Origin of the sequence: Burkholderia sp. MSMB2157WGS (assembly GCF_001532755.1) — a bacterium.
In the GTDB taxonomy this organism is placed as follows: domain Bacteria; phylum Pseudomonadota; class Gammaproteobacteria; order Burkholderiales; family Burkholderiaceae; genus Burkholderia.
This window is the reverse complement of record NZ_LPJG01000011.1, coordinates 832,533-850,891: the sequence shown is the minus strand read 5'-3', so window position 1 is coordinate 850,891 and position 18,359 is coordinate 832,533. Positions and strand designations below refer to the sequence as shown.

At 66.8% G+C, this 18,359-nt stretch carries 17 protein-coding genes and 1 tRNA gene; 9 read left to right on the top strand and 9 right to left on the bottom strand.

Features of this window, described 5'->3' with window-relative positions:
* Window positions 1-14: 14 nt before the first annotated feature.
* The 5 genes from WT53_RS08575 to lpxC all read left to right on the top strand — a co-directional run bounded on the left by WT53_RS08575 (window position 15) and on the right by lpxC (window position 5,188).
* Window positions 15-767, top strand: coding sequence for a cell division protein FtsQ/DivIB (locus tag WT53_RS08575; RefSeq protein WP_034206327.1), 753 nt, complete (start codon window positions 15-17; stop codon window positions 765-767).
* A gap of 26 nt (window positions 768-793) precedes the next feature.
* Window positions 794-2,026: a cell division protein FtsA gene (gene ftsA / locus WT53_RS08570; RefSeq protein ID WP_006487138.1), complete on the top strand. Its 1,233-nt coding sequence runs from the start codon at window positions 794-796 to the stop codon at window positions 2,024-2,026.
* A 112-nt stretch (window positions 2,027-2,138) separates the two neighbouring features.
* Complete coding sequence (gene ftsZ / locus WT53_RS08565; RefSeq protein WP_006477012.1) at window positions 2,139-3,335, top strand: cell division protein FtsZ; 1,197 nt, start codon at window positions 2,139-2,141, stop codon at window positions 3,333-3,335.
* A gap of 188 nt (window positions 3,336-3,523) precedes the next feature.
* Complete coding sequence (locus WT53_RS08560) at window positions 3,524-4,030, top strand: peroxiredoxin (RefSeq protein WP_034206328.1); 507 nt, start codon at window positions 3,524-3,526, stop codon at window positions 4,028-4,030.
* Window positions 4,031-4,270: 240 nt separating this feature from the next.
* Complete coding sequence (gene lpxC / locus WT53_RS08555; protein WP_006487145.1) at window positions 4,271-5,188, top strand: UDP-3-O-acyl-N-acetylglucosamine deacetylase; 918 nt, start codon at window positions 4,271-4,273, stop codon at window positions 5,186-5,188.
* Window positions 5,189-5,268: 80 nt separating this feature from the next.
* Here the strand turns inward: lpxC and WT53_RS08550 are convergent, their stop codons facing one another.
* Window positions 5,269-5,745, bottom strand: coding sequence for a DUF721 domain-containing protein (locus WT53_RS08550; RefSeq protein ID WP_034206329.1), 477 nt, complete (start codon window positions 5,743-5,745; stop codon window positions 5,269-5,271).
* Between the two features lie 256 nt (window positions 5,746-6,001).
* Between WT53_RS08550 and secA the strand changes: the two genes are divergently transcribed.
* The 4 genes from secA (at window position 6,002) to WT53_RS08530 (ending at window position 11,529) form a co-directional block, all read left to right on the top strand.
* The gene (gene secA / locus WT53_RS08545) at window positions 6,002-8,800 is read left to right on the top strand and encodes a preprotein translocase subunit SecA (protein WP_034206330.1); all 2,799 of its coding nucleotides are present in this window, start codon (window positions 6,002-6,004) and stop codon (window positions 8,798-8,800) included.
* 144 nt (window positions 8,801-8,944) lie between these two features.
* Window positions 8,945-10,186 carry a bifunctional glutamate N-acetyltransferase/amino-acid acetyltransferase ArgJ gene (gene argJ / locus WT53_RS08540; RefSeq protein ID WP_059779104.1) on the top strand — a complete coding sequence of 414 codons (1,242 nt, stop codon included), beginning with the start codon at window positions 8,945-8,947 and terminating at the stop codon, window positions 10,184-10,186.
* 18 nt (window positions 10,187-10,204) lie between these two features.
* Window positions 10,205-11,074 carry an ATP-binding protein gene (locus WT53_RS08535; RefSeq protein ID WP_034206332.1) on the top strand — a complete coding sequence of 290 codons (870 nt, stop codon included), beginning with the start codon at window positions 10,205-10,207 and terminating at the stop codon, window positions 11,072-11,074.
* The gene (locus tag WT53_RS08530) at window positions 11,071-11,529 is read left to right on the top strand and encodes an NUDIX domain-containing protein (RefSeq protein ID WP_034206333.1); all 459 of its coding nucleotides are present in this window, start codon (window positions 11,071-11,073) and stop codon (window positions 11,527-11,529) included. Before WT53_RS08535 ends, WT53_RS08530 begins: the two co-directional genes overlap by 4 nt.
* Window positions 11,530-11,587: 58 nt before the next feature.
* Here the strand turns inward: WT53_RS08530 and WT53_RS08525 are convergent, their stop codons facing one another.
* The 8 genes from WT53_RS08525 to WT53_RS08490 all read right to left on the bottom strand — a co-directional run bounded on the left by WT53_RS08525 (window position 11,588) and on the right by WT53_RS08490 (window position 18,326).
* Window positions 11,588-11,788 (bottom strand): DNA gyrase inhibitor YacG, encoded by a 201-nt coding sequence (locus WT53_RS08525; RefSeq protein ID WP_034206334.1) that lies wholly within the window; start codon window positions 11,786-11,788, stop codon window positions 11,588-11,590.
* Between the two features lie 28 nt (window positions 11,789-11,816).
* A complete protein-coding gene (zapD, locus tag WT53_RS08520) occupies window positions 11,817-12,572 on the bottom strand; it encodes a cell division protein ZapD (protein WP_027783465.1) in 756 nt (251 codons plus the stop codon).
* A gap of 109 nt (window positions 12,573-12,681) precedes the next feature.
* Complete coding sequence (gene coaE / locus WT53_RS08515) at window positions 12,682-13,290, bottom strand: dephospho-CoA kinase (protein ID WP_059779110.1); 609 nt, start codon at window positions 13,288-13,290, stop codon at window positions 12,682-12,684.
* 1 nt (window position 13,291) lies between these two features.
* Window positions 13,292-14,203, bottom strand: a complete 912-nt coding sequence (locus WT53_RS08510) for an A24 family peptidase (RefSeq protein ID WP_034206336.1) — start codon at window positions 14,201-14,203, stop codon at window positions 13,292-13,294.
* A gap of 45 nt (window positions 14,204-14,248) precedes the next feature.
* Window positions 14,249-15,454 (bottom strand): type II secretion system F family protein, encoded by a 1,206-nt coding sequence (locus WT53_RS08505; protein WP_060259164.1) that lies wholly within the window; start codon window positions 15,452-15,454, stop codon window positions 14,249-14,251.
* A gap of 2 nt (window positions 15,455-15,456) precedes the next feature.
* A complete protein-coding gene (locus WT53_RS08500; RefSeq protein ID WP_060259162.1) occupies window positions 15,457-16,734 on the bottom strand; it encodes a GspE/PulE family protein in 1,278 nt (425 codons plus the stop codon).
* An 83-nt stretch (window positions 16,735-16,817) separates the two neighbouring features.
* A complete protein-coding gene (locus WT53_RS08495) occupies window positions 16,818-18,110 on the bottom strand; it encodes an HlyC/CorC family transporter (protein ID WP_052100232.1) in 1,293 nt (430 codons plus the stop codon).
* A 139-nt stretch (window positions 18,111-18,249) separates the two neighbouring features.
* Window positions 18,250-18,326 (bottom strand) — tRNA-Pro (locus WT53_RS08490).
* Window positions 18,327-18,359 lie beyond the last annotated feature (33 nt).

The window sequence follows — 18,359 nt, the reverse complement described above, 5'->3', positions numbered from 1 at the left end:
GAACGGAACGACGTATGTGGAACAACGTTCGCCAACTCAACCTTGCCGCCAGCGCGCTGTACGCGCTGCTGCTGCTCGTGTTGGCGGCGGCCGGCTGCTACTGGCTGATCCAGCGCCCGACGTTCGCGCTGCGGGAAATCCGGATCGACGGCGACACCGAGCACATCAATTCGCCGACGGTGCGCGCGGGCGTGGTCGGCCGGCTGAAGGGCAATTTCTTCACGGTCGATCTCGATACGGCGCGCGCCGCGTTCGAGCAGATGCCGTGGGTGCGACATGCGAGCGTGCGTCGGGTGTGGCCGAATGCGCTGGCTGTCACGCTCGAGGAGTACAAACCGCTCGGGACCTGGGGCAGCGATCAGCTCGTGAGCGTGGACGGCGAGCTGTTCACCGCGAACCAGGGCGAGCTGGAGCAGGCGCTGCCGGCGTTCGACGGGCCGGAAGGCAGCGCGAAGGAAGTCGTCGCGCGGTATCGCGACTTCGGGAAATGGTTTGCGCCGCTGAAGGCGGCGCCGGAAGAAGTGACGCTGTCGGCGCGGTACGCGTGGACGGTGAAGCTGTCGAACGGCATGCAGGTCGAGCTGGGCAAGGAGCGCAACAGCGACACGCTGCATGACCGGAGCCAGCGCCTGGTGGCCGCGTGGCCGGCCGTTACGGAGCGTTGGGGCAACGACATCGAGTACGCGGATCTGCGTTATCCGAACGGATTCGCGATTCGCGCGGCGGGCATGCGGTTCCTGACCGATACCGACAAGCGCAAGAAGTAACGAGAGATCACACGCAAGAGCACTTTATGAGCAAAGACTACAAGGATCTGCTGGTTTCCCTCGACATCGGCACGTCGAAGGTGGTGGCCATCGTCGCCGAGCTGAAGGGCGAGGGCCACTACGAGGTGATCGGTCTCGGCCAGAGCGAGTCGAAGGGTCTGAAGAAAGGCGTGGTGGTGAACATCGAGGCCACCGTGCAGTCGATCCAGCGCGCGCTCGAGGAAGCCGAGCTGATGGCCGACTGCAAGATCACCAACGTGTTCACGGGGATCGCGGGCAGCCACATCCGCAGCTTCAACTCGAGCGGGATGGTCGCGATCAAGGACAAGGAAGTCACGCAGACGGACGTCGCGCGCGTGATCGAGACCGCGAAGGCGATCAACATCCCGACCGACCAGCAGGTGCTGCACATCCTCACGCAGGAATTCATCATCGACGGCCAGGAAGACGTGCGCGAGCCGATCGGGATGAGCGGCATCCGGCTGGAAGTGAAGGTGCACATCGTGACGGGCGCGGTGAGCGCCGCGCAGAACATCGTCAAGTGCGTGCGCCGCTGCGGGCTGGAAGTGAACGACCTGATCCTGCAGCCGCTCGCGTCATCGCTCGCGGTGCTGACCGAAGACGAGAAGGATCTCGGCGTGGTGCTGGTCGACATCGGCGGCGGCACGACGGACATCGCGATCTTCGCCGAAGGCGCGATCCGCCACACGGCGGTGATCCCGATCGCTGGCGACCAGATCACGAGCGACATCGCGATGGCGCTGCGCACGCCGACGCCGGATGCGGAAGACATCAAGGTCGGCTACGGGATCGCGAAGCAGGCGCTCGCCGATCCGGACGAAATGGTGGAAGTGCCGGGCCTCGGCGAACGCGGCCCGCGCACGCTGTCGCGTCAGGCGCTCGCGGCCGTGATCGAGCCGCGCGTCGAGGAACTGTTCTCGCTCGTGCAGCAGGTCGTGCGCGAATCGGGTTACGAAGAACTCCTGAGCTCCGGCGTGGTCATTACCGGCGGCGCGTCGATGATGCCGGGCATGGTCGAGCTCGGCGAGGACATTTTCCTGAAACCGGTGCGCATCGGCGCGCCGGAATATGCAGGCGGCCTTTCCGACGTCGTGCGCAATCCGCGCTACTCGACGGCGATGGGGCTGCTCGTCGAAGGCAGTGCGCAGCGCATGCGCGGCCGCAAGGTCGCCGTGCAGTCCGGCAACGCGGGGCAAGTGTTCTCGCGGATGAAGGAATGGTTCCTGAGCAACTTCTGACAAACCGAATCGAAATTCGCGCTGGTGCCGGCGGCTGGCGCGCGACAGGGGGTTGCCCGATCTCCTGCCGAATAACGGCCGAGTAGCAGTCATTCTCTTGACGGAGGCAACAATGGAATTCGAAATGCTGGAAACCGAAACCAACGGCACCATCATCAAGGTGGTCGGCGTTGGCGGCGCTGGCGGCAATGCCGTCCAGCACATGATCAACCGCGGCGTGCAGGGCGTCGACTTCATCGTGATGAACACGGACGCCCAGGCGCTGTCGCGTTCGCGCGCATCGTCGGTGATCCAGCTTGGCAACACGGGTCTTGGCGCCGGCGCGAAGCCGGAAATGGGCCGTGCGGCAGCGGAAGAGGCGCGTGAGCGCATCGCCGACGCACTGCGCGGCGCGCACATGGTGTTCATCACGGCCGGCATGGGTGGCGGCACGGGCACGGGCGCGGCACCGGTGGTCGCGCAGATCGCGAAGGAGATGGGCATTCTGACGGTCGGTGTCGTCAGCAAGCCGTTCGAGTTCGAGGGCGGCAAGCGCATGCGCGTCGCCGAAGCAGGCTCGCAGCAACTGGAGGATCACGTCGACTCGCTGATCGTCGTCCTGAACGACAAGCTGTTCGACGTGATGGGCGATGACGCCGAGATGGACAAGTGCTTCCAGTGCGCGGACGACGTGTTGAACAACGCGGTGGCGGGTATCGCGGAAATCATCAACGTCGACGGCCTCGTGAACGTCGACTTCGAAGACGTGAAGACGGTGATGGGCGAGCAGGGCAAGGCGATGATGGGCACGGCGACGGTCGCCGGCGTCGATCGCGCGCGCCTCGCGGCGGAACAGGCCGTGGCGAGCCCGCTGCTCGAAGGCGTCGATCTGTCGGGCGCGCGCGGCGTGCTGGTCAACATCACGTCGAGCCGTTCGCTGCGCCTGTCGGAAACGCGCGAAGTGATGAACACGATCAAGAGCTACGCGGCGGAAGATGCGACGGTGATCTTCGGTGCGGTGTACGACGACGCGATGGGCGATGCACTGCGCGTGACGGTCGTGGCGACGGGTCTGGGCCGTGCGGCGAAGAAGCAGCAGTCGGCTCCGATGACGCTGCTGCGCACGGGTACGGACAACCAGCCGGTCAGCGCGGTGTCGCACGGCTATGCGCAGCCGCATCACGTCAGCACGGCCGACTACGGCGCGCTCGACACGCCGGCGGTGTGGCGCAATTCGCGCGAAACCGCGGCATCGCACGTGCAGGCTCTGCAGGAGAAGGGTGTCGACACGTACGACATCCCGGCTTTCCTGCGCAAGCAGGCTGACTGACGCAAACACAGGCGAAGCCGCGGCGACACCGCCGCGGTATCGCCGGCGTGACGGATGCTACGGACCACGACAGGCCGCGTCGGATGCGACGCCGGGCCGGGAAAGGTGCCCTCTTCGCTCGAGCGAGGCGGGATGGGCCGTGCTGTCCGCAACACGCTGAAAAACCGTATCGCTATGAGGGACCAGCCATGATTCAAGTGGGCGACGCGCTGCCCGACGCGCAATTGTTCGAGTTCGTCGACGAAGCGCGCGAAGGGTGCACGCTGGGGCCGAACGCCTACAGCGTGCGCGACCAGGTTGCGGGAAAGCGGATGGTGATCTTCGGATTGCCGGGCGCGTTCACTCCGACCTGTTCGGCGCAGCATGTGCCGGGCTACGTCGAGCACGCCGAGCAATTGCGCGCGGCGGGGATCGACGAGATCTGGTGCGTGTCCGTCAACGACGCATTCGTGATGGGCGCATGGGGACGTGATCTGCACACCGCGGGCAAGGTGCGCATGATGGCGGACGGCAGCGCGGCTTTCACTCATGCGCTGGGGCTGACGCAGGATTTGTCCGCGCGTGGCATGGGAATTCGTTCCCTGCGCTACGCGATGGTGGTTGACGGCGGTGTGGTCAAGACGCTGGCCGTCGAGGCGCCGGGCAAATTCGAAGTGAGCGATGCGGCGAGTGTTCTCGCGACGTTGACGTCCTGATCGTGCGGTGCGCCGTTGCCTTCCGGCAACGCTGCTCGCCGGCCTCAGGGCAGTTGTAACACGGGCTGATGACCGGAAACGCCTCCGTTCCGGGCATCGGCCCGTCCCGTATCGGCGCGGGTAAACTGTCGAAACAGATTGATACGCAGTTTCGGACAGCGTCGAATAGGGAATTACGCTATAATCCCGCCTATCGAATATAACTCCTGATTGATATCTTCAATCAAGACGAAGAAGACCATGTTGAAGCAGCGCACCATCAAATCCATCGTGAAGACCGTGGGTATCGGTGTCCACTCGGGCCGCAAGATCGAGTTGACGCTCCGTCCCGCCGCGCCCGGCACGGGCATCGTCTTTTCACGCGTCGACCTGCCGACGCCGGTCGACATTCCCGCATCGGCGATGTCGATCGGCGACACGCGGCTCGCGTCGGTGTTGCAGAAGGATGGCGTGCGCGTGTCGACGGTCGAGCACCTGATGTCCGCGTGTGCGGGTCTCGGTATCGACAACCTGTATGTCGACGTGACGGCCGAGGAAATCCCGATCATGGACGGTAGCGCGGCCACGTTCGTGTTCCTGATCCAGTCCGCCGGCATCGAGGAGCAGAACGCGCCGAAGCGCTTCATCAAGGTGAAGAAGCCGGTCGAAATCCGCGATGGCGACAAGTTCGCGCGTCTCGATCCGTATTTCGGCTTCAAGCTGAAGTTCTCGATCGACTTCCGCCACCCGGCCGTCGACAAGACGGGTCAGGAGCTCGAAGTCGATTTCGCGACCACGTCGTACGTGCGCGAGATCGCGCGTGCGCGCACGTTCGGTTTCGCGCACGAGGCCGAGATGCTGCGCGAGATCGGCCTGGCGCGCGGCGGCAGCATGGACAACGCGATCGTGCTCGACGAGTACCGGATCCTGAACAACGACGGGCTGCGCTACGACGACGAGTTCGTGAAGCACAAGATGCTCGACGCGATCGGCGACCTGTACGTGATCGGCCACCCGCTGCTGGCTTCGTACACCGCGTACAAGTCGGGCCACGGCCTGAACAACGCGCTGCTGCGCGAGTTGCTCGCACACGAAGACGCGTACGAGATCGTGACGTTCGACGATCCGCAGGCTGCGCCGAAGGGGTTTGCATTCGACGCGCAGACGGCTTTCGCGTGACCGGCGTTCGGCGCAAGCGATAAAAAAGCGACCCATCGGGTCGCTTTTTTATTGGCTGGCGGTTGCTCGCGGCCTGTGCGTCAACGCGGCTTCGCACCATGCCGTGCCGCCATCCGCGCGAGCGCGGCCTGCAGCGGCGACGGTTCGAGGTGGTCGGCGAGATCGCGCAGCGCGGCGGCGCCGGTCGACGTCATCCGCGCCTGCTTCACGGGCGGCGGCGGCGGCGCGTCCTTCGGCCGCACGCGCACGCGCAGCGTCGTCACCGGCCAGCCGCGTTTCTGGAGATCGCCGAGCAGCCGCATTTCGACCTGCCGCAGCCGTGCGGCCAGCGCATTGTGCGCGGCAAAGAGGGTCAGGGTGCCGTCCTTGATGAAGCCCGGTTCGACGTGATTCGCGAGATAGTCGGGCAGGCACGCGCCCAGGTCGCGCTGCAGCGAGGCGATCTGCTCGACGCCGGCGCGCAGCGCCGCGAATGCGTCGGTCCGACCGAGCACTTCCGACACGGGTTGCGGGCGATAGGCGGCGAGCGGGCCGAAACGCTTGGAAAATCGGTTCATCGAGGCATTCTTCGAGCGCGTACGCGCGCGGACGTTGCAGCCGATTGTACCCGCGCCGGCCCGCGCACGGGCAGCTTTCGCCCGTGTCCGCCCGGCTTGGGCGCGCAATGCCCGTCCGGCCGGGACGCAGGCGCATGCGTCCCCGCGTGCTAAAATTCGACGTTTGAGTCCACTAATTCGCTAAGCCGCCGAGGCTCGGGCGCCGGGGCGCGCAACACGCGCCGGGCGCCGGTGCTGCGACGCAGGATCCGATCCGATGACAACCGGTTTTCTCCAGAAAATTTTTGGCAGCCGCAACCAGCGGCTCGTCAAGCAATACCAAAAGACCGTCGCGACGATCAATGCGCTCGAAACGCAGATCGAGAAGCTGACGGACGACCAGTTGCGCGGCAAGACGGATGAATTCCGCCAGCGGGTCGCGGCCGGCGAGTCGCTCGACAAGCTGTTGCCCGAGGCCTTCGCGGTCTGTCGCGAGGCGAGCCGCCGCGTGCTGAAGATGCGGCACTTCGACGTGCAGATGATCGGCGGCATGGTGCTTCACTACGGCAAGATCGCGGAAATGCGCACGGGCGAGGGCAAGACGCTCGTCGCGACGCTGCCCGTGTACCTGAATGCGCTGGCCGGCCGCGGCGTGCACGTCGTGACCGTCAACGATTACCTCGCGCAGCGCGACGCCGAATGGATGGCGCGCCTCTACAATTTCCTCGGTCTGTCGGTTGGCATCAACCTGTCCGGCATGGAGCACGACCAGAAGCAGCAGGCCTACGCGGCGGACATCACGTACGGCACGAACAACGAATTCGGCTTCGACTACCTGCGCGACAACATGGTCTACGAGACCGACGCGCGCGTGCAGCGGGCGCTGAACTTCGCGGTCGTCGACGAAGTGGACTCGATCCTGATCGACGAAGCGCGGACGCCGCTGATCATTTCGGGTCAGGCCGAGGATCACACCGAGCTGTACGTGCGGATGAACGCGCTGCCGCCGCTGCTCGAGCGCCAGATCGGCGAAGAGAAGGCCGACGGCACGGGCGTCGAGAAGCCGGGCGACTACACGCTCGACGAGAAGGCGCGCCAGGTGTTCCTGACGGAATCGGGCCACGAGAAGGCCGAGCGCCTGCTCGCCGAATGGGGCCTGATCGGCGAGGGCGAAAGCCTGTACGCGCCGCAGAACATCACGCTGATGCACCACGTGTACGCGGCGCTGCGCGCCCACACGCTGTTCCACAAGGATCAGCATTACGTCGTGCAGAACGGCGAAGTGGTCATCGTCGACGAATTCACGGGCCGCCTGATGGCGGGCCGCCGCTGGTCCGACGGCCTGCATCAGGCCGTCGAGGCGAAGGAGCACGTGAAGATCCAGAGCGAGAACCAGACGCTCGCATCGATCACGTTCCAGAACTACTTCCGGATGTACGCGAAGCTGGCCGGCATGACCGGTACCGCGGATACCGAGGCATACGAATTCAACGAGATCTACGGCCTCGAGACGGTCGTGATCCCGACCAACCGCCCGCCGAAGCGGATCGACAAGCAGGACCAGATCTACAAGACGGCCAAGGAGCGCTACGACGCGGTGATCCGCGACATCCGCGACTGCTACGAGCGCGGCCAGCCGGTGCTGGTCGGCACGACGTCGATCGAGAACTCCGAACTGCTGTCGCACCTGCTGAAGCAGGCCGGGCTGCCGCACGAAGTGCTGAACGCGAAGCAGCACGAGCGCGAAGCGGCGATCGTCGCGGAAGCCGGCCGTCCGAACCGCGTGACGATCGCGACCAACATGGCCGGCCGCGGTACCGACATCGTGCTCGGCGGCAACGTCGAGAAGCAGGCCGCGTTCATCGAGGCCGACGACACGATCCCGGCCGACGAAAAGGCGCGCCGCATCCAGAAGCTGCACGACGAGTGGGAAACGCTGCACGAGCAGGTGAAGGCCGCGGGCGGCCTGCACATCATCGGCACCGAGCGCCACGAATCGCGCCGGATCGACAACCAGTTGCGCGGCCGTGCGGGCCGCCAGGGCGATCCGGGCTCGTCGCGCTTCTACCTGTCGCTCGACGATCCGCTGCTGCGCATCTTCGCGGGCGACCGCGTGCGCTCGATCATGGATCGCCTGAAGATGCCGGAAGGCGAGGCGATCGAAGCGGGCATCGTCACGCGGTCGATCGAATCGGCGCAGCGCAAGGTCGAAGCGCGCAACTTCGACATCCGCAAGCAACTGCTCGAATACGACGACGTGTCGAACGACCAGCGCAAGGTGATCTACCAGCAGCGCAACGAATTGCTCGAGGCGCACGACATCACCGAGACGATCACCGCGATGCGTCACGGCGTGATTACCGAAGTCGTCCGCCAGTTCGTGCCGGAAGGCAGCATCGAAGAGCAGTGGGACGTGCCCGAGCTCGAGGAAGCGTTGCGCAACGACTGGCAGCTCGACCTCGCGATCCAGGAAATGGTGAACGAGTCGTCGTCGATCACGGCCGAGGAGATTCTCGACGCGGTGATGACGGCCGCCGACGAGCAGTACGAGGCGAAGGTCGCGATGGTCGGCCGCGAATCGTTCAGCGCATTCGAGCGTTCGGTGATGCTGCAGACGGTCGACCGCCTGTGGCGCGAACACCTCGCGGCGCTCGACCACCTGCGCCAGGGTATCCATCTGCGCGGCTATGCGCAGAAGAATCCGAAGCAGGAATACAAGCGCGAGGCGTTCGAGCTGTTCGCCGCGATGCTCGACGCGATCAAGCAGGAAGTCACGCGCATCGTGATGAACGTGCAGATCCAGTCGCCGGAGCAGCTCGAGGAGGCCGCCGAGCAGATCGAGGAGCGCGGCGGTCATCTCGAGAACGTCGAATACCAGCACGCCGACTACGCGGACGCCGGCGCGCCGGTGGCGAACGTCACGGCTGCGGCGGCCGCCACGGCGACGGCCGACATGGTCGGCAGCGCGATGACGCACAGCGGCCCCGGCGGCGAAATGCCGAAGGTCGGCCGCAACGACCCGTGCCCGTGCGGCAGCGGCAAGAAGTACAAGCAATGTCACGGGAAGCTGTCATGATCGGCGGCGGCGCGCGTCACGCGTGCCGCGTCGTTCGTCGCTTCGAGTCAGTGATGTGAGTTGCGGCGGCCCGCGCGTGCGGCCGCCGGTTCTTCCAATCGATGCCGGCATGTGCCGGCATTTTCCATCCGGCAGGTGTGCCCCATGGCTGTCAATTTTCCGTCGATCGATCCCGCCCAACTGCATCCCGTCGCCGGCGTCACGCTCGGCTGGGCGGAAGCGAACATCCGCAAGCCGAATCGCAAGGACGTGCTGGTCATCTCCGTCGACGAAGGCGCGACGGTCGCGGGCGTGTTCACCGAAAACCGTTTCTGCGCGGCGCCGGTCACCGTCTGCCGCGAGCATCTGGCGAAAGTACGGGCCGGCGGCGCGGGCATCCGCGCGCTGGTCGTGAATACGGGCAATGCGAACGCGGGCACCGGCGAGCCGGGCCTCGTGAACGCACGCGAGACCTGCACGGAACTCGCGCGTCTCGCGGGCATCGAGCCGGCGCAGGTGCTGCCGTTCTCGACCGGCGTGATCCTCGAGCCGCTGCCGATCGACCGCCTGAAGGCCGGCCTGCCGGCCGCGCTCGCGAACCGCAAGGCCGCGAACTGGTTCGACGCCGCGCAGGCGATCATGACGACCGACACGCTGCCGAAGGCGACGTCGCGCCAGGTGGCGATCGACGGCCACACGGTCACGCTGACGGGCATCAGCAAGGGCGCGGGCATGATCAAGCCGAACATGGCGACGATGCTCGGCTTCCTCGCGTTCGATGCGAACGTCGCGCAGCCGGTGCTCGACACGCTCGTGAAGGAAGTGGCCGACCGCTCGTTCAACTGCATCACGATCGACGGCGACACGTCGACGAACGACTCGTTCATCCTGATCGCGTCGGGCAAGAGCACGCTGCCCGCGATCACGTCGACCGATTCGCCCGCCTATGCGGCGCTGCGCGACGCGGTGACGGAAGTTGCACAGGTGCTGTCGCAACTGATCGTGCGCGACGGCGAAGGCGCGACGAAATTCATGACGGTGCAGGTCGAAGGCGGCAAGAGCGTCGCCGAATGCCGCCAGATCGCGTACGCGATCGGCCATTCGCCGCTCGTGAAGACGGCCTTCTATGCATCCGACCCCAACCTCGGTCGGATTCTCGCGGCGATCGGCTATGCGGGCGTCGCGGATCTCGACGTCGGCAAGATCGATCTCTACCTCGACGACGTGCTCGTCGCGAAGGCGGGCGGCCGCAACCCGGCCTACCAGGAAGAGGACGGCCAGCGCGTGATGAAGCAGAGCGAGATCACGATCCGCGTGCTGCTCGGTCGTGGCGACGCACAGGCCACCGTCTGGACGTGCGACCTGTCGCACGATTACGTGAGCATCAACGCGGATTACCGCTCCTGATCGGGAGCGCTCAACGACATGGACAAGCTTGAACAGTTTCTGACGCGCGCGGAAGCGCTGCTCGGCCGTCTCGAAGGGATGCTGCCGCCCGCACCGGCGGCCATCGACTGGAACGCGGCCCACGCGTTCCGCTGGCGCAAGCGCCAGGGGCGCGGTTACCTGCAGCCGGTGCCGGCCGTGTCGTCGATCACGCTCGACGATCTGCACAACATCGATCGCCAGAAAGCGCTGATCGACCAGAACACGCGGCAGTTCGTGCAGCGCAAGCCGGCCAACAACGTGCTGCTGACCGGCGCACGCGGTACCGGCAAGTCGTCGCTGATCAAGGCGTGCCTGAACGCGTACGCGAACGACGGGCTGCGCCTGATCGAAGTCGACAAGGATGACCTGCACGATCTCGGCGACATCGTCGACCTGATTTCGCAGCGTCCGGAGCGGTTCATCGTGTTCTGCGACGACCTGTCGTTCGAGGACGGCGAATCGGGCTACAAGGCGCTGAAGGTCGCGCTCGACGGGTCGATCGCCGCGCAGTCGGACAACGTGCTGATCTACGCGACGTCGAACCGCCGCCATCTGCTGCCCGAGTACATGAGCGACAACGAGTCGTACAAGCATCTGCCGGACGGCGAGATTCACCCCGGCGAAGTCGTCGAGGAGAAGATCTCGCTGTCGGAGCGCTTCGGTCTGTGGGTCAGCTTCTATCCGTTCAAGCAGGACGACTACCTCGACATCGTCGCGCACTGGCTGCGTCACTTCGGCTGCCCCGATGCGGAGATCGAGACGGCGCGCGGTGACGCGCTGGTATGGGCGCTGGAGCGCGGTTCGCGCTCGGGCCGAGTCGCATGGCAGTTCGCGCGCGACTGGTCGGGCCGCAAGGAGCAGGCATGAGCGCGGACCTGGCACAGGGCGCCGTGCGGGCGCCGGACGGCCGCAAGGTGACGGAAGTCGCGGTCGGCGTGATGGTGCAGCCGGACGGCCCGGTCGGCCGCTGCCGTTATCTGCTCGCGCAACGCCTGCAGGGCAAGCCGTATGAAGGTTACTGGGAGTTTCCGGGCGGCAAGCTGGAGGCCGGCGAAAGCGTCGAGGACGCGCTTGCGCGCGAGCTGCATGAGGAACTCGGCATCGAAGTCACGGCCAGCCACCGCTGGCACACGCTCGAGCACGATTATCCGCACGCGTACGTGCGGCTCTATTTCTGCAAGGTGACGGGCTGGACGGGCGAGCCGCACAGCAAGGAAGGGCAGGCGTTCGTGTGGCAGCAACTGCCGGTCGAAGTCGCGCCGCTGCTGCCGGCGGCGCTGCCGGTGCTGGAACTGCTCGAGAAGGAAGCGGCGTCGCGTTGACGCCGACGCGGCCTGCCGGAAAGGCGGGCCATATCGCCGGCGGCCGGCGTCGTGCCGGTCAGCTGTCGCGACGGCCGTCGGCGCCGTCCTCTTCCGACGACGGGCCCTCGTCGGCGGCGCCCCCGATCCGGTACTTTTCCGCGGCCCATGCGCCGAGGTCGAGCTGCTTGCAGCGGGCCGAACAGAACGGGCGGAACTGATTTTCAGGCGTCCAGCGCACTTCGGCGCCGCACGACGGACATTTCACGACGGTAGTCATACGAAAGCATCGATCCGGCACGCGGCCGTTACAGATTGCACAGTGTCAGATGGAACGGCACGTCGATGTCCACCGCGCGCGGCCGCACATCGCCGTCCTGCATGGTGAACCGCACCCACAACATGTATTTGTTGGCGCTCGCTTCGGGAATCACGCGCAGCTCCGGCGGCACCCGGACCTGCATCAACTGGTAGGTGCGGCCGGACAGCATCTGCTGGTAGCTGCCCTGCATCGCCATGACCTTCGACGCCTGACCCGATTCGCGCGCGAGCCGCAGCACGATCGCTGCGGCATCGCGCAACGGCAGCATCGGCAGGATCCACTTCGCGATATCCTGGCGCCGCTGCTCGGCGGGCCATTGCTGCCACGCGTAGTACGACGGCAGGTCGAACTTGCACGTCCCGCCCGGAATCACCGCGCGGCTGCGGATGCTGGCGAGCCACTCGTTGTCGACGAGGTGCTGGCCGGTCTTGCCCTGCATCTGCGCGAGATTCGCGAGCGTCTGCTCGATTTCGCCGAGCACGGCCTCGAGCGCGTTCTGCTCGATGCCCGGATTGCCGCGAAAGGGGGCGAGCGTCTGGCGTTGACGTTCGAGCTCCTTCATCAGATCCGATTTCAGGTCCGCGCGGCCCGTTACCTCGGCGATTTCGAACAGCGTCGTCAACGCGACGTGGTGTTCACGCGGGTCCTCCTGAGCCAAAAAGAACGCGAAGCGCTCGAACAGATCTTCGAGACGCAACAGCGTGCGAATTCGCTCGTTGAACGGATACTCGTAAAGAATCAAGCGCGCTCGCCTCGTCGGTAGGGATTGAAACAATGAAGGACATTCTAATGCCCCCTCTCTACCCTAGCAACGCACCAATTTCGTACACCATCACGATCGCGCGCGGCCCTCAGTGCGCGGCGGCCGCGAATCCGACATAACGTTGATGCAGTGCATCGACCTGCGCGGCGAGCGCGGCGGGCGTGACCGCGTCGTTGACGATCACGTCGTCGGCCGCCGCGAGGCGGGCTTCGCGCGTCGCCTGTCGCGCGATGATCGCTTCGACTTGTTCGCGCGTGAAACCGTTGCGCCGCATCACGCGCGCAATTTGCGTTTCGACCGGGCAGTCGACGACGAGCACGCGATCGCTGCGCGCCTTCCAGGTGCCCGATTCGACGAGCAGCGGCACGACGAACATCACGTACGGGCCCTGTGCTTCGTGCGCCTCGCGATCGGTTTCCGCGCGGATCAGCGGATGCGTGATCGCTTCGAGGCGCCGGCGCGCGTCATCGTCGCTGAAGATCAGCGTGCGCATCTTCGCGCGATCGAGCGAGCCGTCGGCGGCCACGAAGTCGCGACCGAAAGCTTGCTCGATCGCCGGCATCGCGAGGCCGCCCGGTGCGGTGATGCGATGGGCAATCAGGTCGGTATCGACGAGCGATGCGCCACGGGCGCCGAACAGGTCGGCGACGGTCGTCTTGCCGCTGCCGATACCGCCCGTGAGTCCTACGGAAAACATGTCAGCCTCCGAGCGCCGCATAGAAAGGGGTGCCGAAAAACAACGTGGCGACGCCGCCGGCCGCGAGGAACGGGCCGAACGGAATCGGCTCCTCGAAGCGCATGCGGCCGCGCCAGGTCGCGACGAGCCCGACGATCGCACCGGTCACCGCTGCGAACAGCACGACCTGCGGCAGTGCGGCCCAGCCCATCCACGCGCCGAGCGCGGCAAGCAGCTTCAGGTCGCCGAAACCGATGCCCTCGATGCCGCGCAGCCATTTGAACAGCCAGTAGATCGACCACAGGAACAGGTAGCCGGCCATCGCGCCGATCACGGCCGAGCGCAGCGACGTGAAGGTGCCGCCGAGGTTCATGACGAGCCCGGCCCACAGCAGCGGCAGCGTCATCGAGTCGGGCAGGTAGCCGGTCCGGATATCGATCGCGCTCATCGCGAGCAGCGCCGCGCACAGCGCGAACGCGGCAAGCGCGGCGACGGTCGGGCCGAACGCCGCGAGCGAGGCGGCAGCGAGCAGCGCGCACGCGAGTTCGACGAGCACATAGCGGACGCCGATCGCATGGCCGCAGCGCCGGCAGCGCCCGCGCAGCATCAGGTAGCTGACGAGCGGGATGTTTTCCCACGCGCGCAATACGTGGCCGCAGTGCGGGCAGGCGCTGCGCGGGCGCCACAGATCGTAGCGCGGCGGATAACCGTCGTCGGGCGGGGCGCTCGCGGCGCCCGTCGCTTCGGCGATCTCCGCCTGCCACGCGCGCTGCATCATCACGGGCAACCGGTGCACGACCACGTTCAGGAAGCTGCCGATGCAAAGGCCGATGACGACCGCGAACGCATACTGCAGCGCGGGCGGCAGCAACGCCAGCGCGAGCAGCGCGCGCTCGGGCGAATCGGAAACGGCGGACAGGGGCGCTGGCGTCATGAGGCTCGAGGTTCGGACAAAAAGGCGACAGAATCGGTTGCGATGCTACACCACGTTGCCGAGTTGAAGGATCGGCAGGTACATCGCGATCACGAGGCCGCCGACGAGGGCGCCCAGGACGATCACGATCAACGGTTCGCCGAGCGCCGCGAGCGCATCGAGGCGCGCGTCGAGCTGGCGTTCGCACGACGCGGCGATGTCGGCCAGCATCGTATCGAGCGCACCGGATTCCTCGGCGACGGCGATCGGTTGCACGACGTCGTCCGGAAAGCAGCCGGCCGAATGCATCGCGTCGGCCAGACGCACGCCGCGCAACACGCGTGCGGCGATGTGCGCGGTGGCGTGCGCGAACACCGGATGGCCGGCCGTGCGCTCGAGCGTGGCGAATGCATCGGCGAGCGGCACGCCGGCGCCGAGCAGCGTCGCCAGCGAGCGGCACCAGCGTGCGGCCGCGAACCGCTCCAGTGCGCTGCCCGCGAGCGGGGCGCGCAGCAGGTGTCGCGCGAGCGCATGACGCAGCGCGGCCGAGCGTCGAAGCGCGTGCTGCGCGGCGAGCCCCGTGGCGGCCGCGCCGGCCAGAAGCACACCGCCCCAGGCCGACAGCGCGGAGGACAGCGCGAGCAGTGCGCGGGTCGGTGCGGGCAGGGCGGCGCCGAAACCGTCGAAGATCTGACGGAAGGTCGGCACGACCCACACCATCAATGCTGCCGAGATCGCGAGCGCGAACAGGATGACGGCGGCCGGATACGTGAGCGCCGCGCGCAGCTTGCGCCATTGCGCATCGGCGCGCTCGCGGTGTTCCGCGAGCCGCGTCAGCACGATGCCGAGCGAACCGGACGCTTCACCGACTTCGATCAACTGGCGATACAGCGGGCCGAACTGCGATGGATAGCGTGCGAGCGCATCGGCGAAGCGCCGGCCGCCGACGATTTCGCGCGCGAGCCCCGCGGCGATGCGCGGCACGCCGTCGCGCGTGCGGGTGCGCGCGAGCATCTCGAGCGACGGCGCAAGCGGCAGGCCGGCTTGCAGCAGGCTCGCGAGCTGGCGCGTGAAGCGCGTGATGTCGCGCGCGGCCGCCGCAGGCGGACGGGCCGGCCCGCGGACGTCGAGCGACAGTACCGCGACGCCGTCGCGCGCGAGCGTGGCGCGCGCGGCCGCGGCGTCAAAGGCGATGACGATTCCGCGGCGCGGCGAGCCGTCGCGATGGCGGCCGCGCCATGCAAAGCGGGTTTCGCGCGGCGGCGTGCGCATGTTCACGCCGCGGGTGTGGCGGCGACGGCTTCCGCGATGCTCGTCGTGCCGTCCATGACGCGCGCGAGTGCCGCGTCGCGCAGGGTGCGCACGCCCTCGGTCGCCACGCATTGCGCGAGTTCGCCGACGCTCGCCCGCGCGACGATGCGCTCGGCCAGCCGGGGCGATACCGGCATCGTCTGGTGCAGGCCGATGCGGCCGCGATAGCCGATCCCGTGACAGGCGGAACAGCCGCGCGCGACGAACGGCCGCCATCCGGCTGCCAGCGCCGCCGGGTCGCACCCGGATTCCCGCAGCGCGCGCGCCGACGCGTCCGAACGCACGCGGCAGGCGACGCACAGGCGCCGGACGAGACGCTGCGCGGTGACGAGATGCAGCGCGGCGGCGAGGTTGTACGGCGCGACGCCGATGTCGAGCAGCCGCGCGACAGCGGCCGGCGCATCGTTCGTATGCAGCGTCGACAGCACGAGATGGCCGGTCTGCGCGGCCTTGATCGCGACATCGGCCGTCTCCGCATCGCGAATCTCGCCGACCATGATGACGTCCGGATCCTGCCGCAACAGCGCGCGCAGCGCCGTCGCGAACGTGAGCCCCGCCTTGTCGGCGACCCCGACCTGATTGATCCCGTCGAGCTGGATCTCGGCGGGATCCTCGACCGTGCAGACGTTGTGCGCGTCGCGATCGAGCATCTGCAGCGCGCAGTAGAGCGACAGCGTCTTGCCGCTGCCGGTCGGGCCCGTGACGAGCACGAGGCCATGCGGCGCGCGGATCGCGGCCTCCATCGCGGCCGCCTGCCGCGCGTCGAAGCCGAGGTTGGCAAGCGTGAGATCGGGCGGCAGCGTTTCGAGCCGCCGCAGCACGAGCTTTTCGCCGAACAGCGTGGGCAGCGAGCTGACGCGGTAGTCGCCGCGCGTGCCGCCGTCGATCGCGATGCGCAGCCGGCCGTCCTGAGGAAGCCGCCGCTCGGCGATGTCCATGCGCGAGAGCACCTTGATCCGCGTGACGAGCGCATCGCGCAGGTGCAGCGGCGGTCGCGCCAGTTCATGCAGCACGCCGTCGACGCGCAGACGGATGCGCCAGCCGGCTTCGAACGGCTCGACGTGGATATCCGATGCGTCGCGCACGCGCGCCGCATGCAGCGTGTCCGTCAGCAGGCGTACGGCGGGGGCATCGTCGAGCTGGGCCGCATCGAGTGCAGGGGGCGCGGCGGCGGGCGGTGCGCCGGAATGCGCGGGCGACGACTGCGTGTGCAGCGGCGCCCCGGAGGAAGGGAATTGCATGTGAGCCGGCACGCTGGCCGCCTGTTGACCGTGATGCGCAGATGATCGCGCGTCGCGGGCGGCGCCGGCAGTCGGCCGTTCGGCTAGCGCGCGGCGGCGCGTCCGGTACGTGTGCCGCGCGGCTTGAACAGCTTGACGGTGCGTACGGCCTGATCGTCGCTGCGCATCACTTCGAGCATCACGTCGCCGATTTTCACGCACACGTCGTCTTCCGGAATTTCCTCGAGGATCTCGAGTACCAGTCCGTTCAGCGTCTTCGGCCCGTCGGTCGGCAGTTTCAGGTGCAGCCAGCGGTTCAGTTCGCGCAGCGGCATGCTGGCCGAGACGATGCATTCGCCGTTCTCGTCCCAGCCGCCCGCGCGTTCGCTGCGCGGCATCGACGTCGTGAATTCGCCGATCAGTTCCTCGATGATGTCCTCGGGCGTGACGAGCCCCTCGAGTTCGCCGTACTCGTTGACGACGAGCGCGGTGCGCTGTCGGGTTTCCTGGAAGAACTGGAGCTGCTGGACCACCGGCGTGCCCGACGGCACGTAGTACGGTTCGGCGAGCAGCGCGCGCAGCGTCTCGCGGTCGAAATCCTGGTTGTGCAGCGCGGTGAGCGTCTTGCGCACGTGCAGCACCCCGAGCACCTTGTCGATGTCGCCTTCGTAGACGACCAGGCGGTTGTGATAGCAGGTTTCGAGCTGATGCAGGATGTCGTCGAGCGGCGCGTAGAAGTTGAGCGACTCGATCTGGCGGCGCGGCACCATCACGTCGTCGACCGTGATGTTCTCGAGGTCGAACAGGTTGAGCAGGATGCTGCGGTGCTTGGTCGGCATGAAACTGCTCGATTCGAGCACGATGGCGCGCAGCTCGTCGGCCGACATCCGCTGGTCGCGGCCCTTCTTCGTGTTGATGCGCAGCGCCCACAGCACGCCGTTCGCGAGCGCATTGACGAACCAGACGACGGGCTTGAACACGCGCATCAGCGGGGCGATCACGAGGCTCGCGGGCAGCGCGATGCGTTCGGGGAACGTCGCGCCGACGATCTTCGGCGCGATTTCCGCGAACACGATGATCAGGAATGCGACGACGCCGGTCGCGATCGACAGCGCGAGGTTGTTGCGGCCGAACGTATGGAGCGCGAGCGAGGTCGTGAGGACCGGGATGATCGTGTTGAACAGGTTGTTGCCGATCAGGATCACGCTGAGCAGCAAGTCAGTGCGCGTGAGCAGCCCCTGCGTGGTTTTCGCGCCGAGTACGCCCTGGCCGGCGAGATGCTTCAGCCGATGGCGATTGAGCGCCATCATCGCGGTCTCGGAAATGGAAAAGAAGCTGGAACAGAGGAGAAGCAGGAAGACGGCGCCGATTTGCGCCCATAAGGGAATTTGGTCCACGCGTTGGAAAGGGCAGTGAAGGACAGGGATGGGGGAAATATAGCAGAGGCCGGCGACCGCGATGTGTCGCGCGCGACATGGGGGCCGCGGCCGCCGGACGAAAAAAAACCGTGCACACGGTGCACGGTTTTTTTAAATCTGGTCGGGGTGAGAGGATTCGAACCTCCGGCCTCTACGTCCCGAACGTAGCGCTCTACCAGGCTAAGCTACACCCCGATTTTTGCTCTTCGGACTTCGCCGTCTTCATGA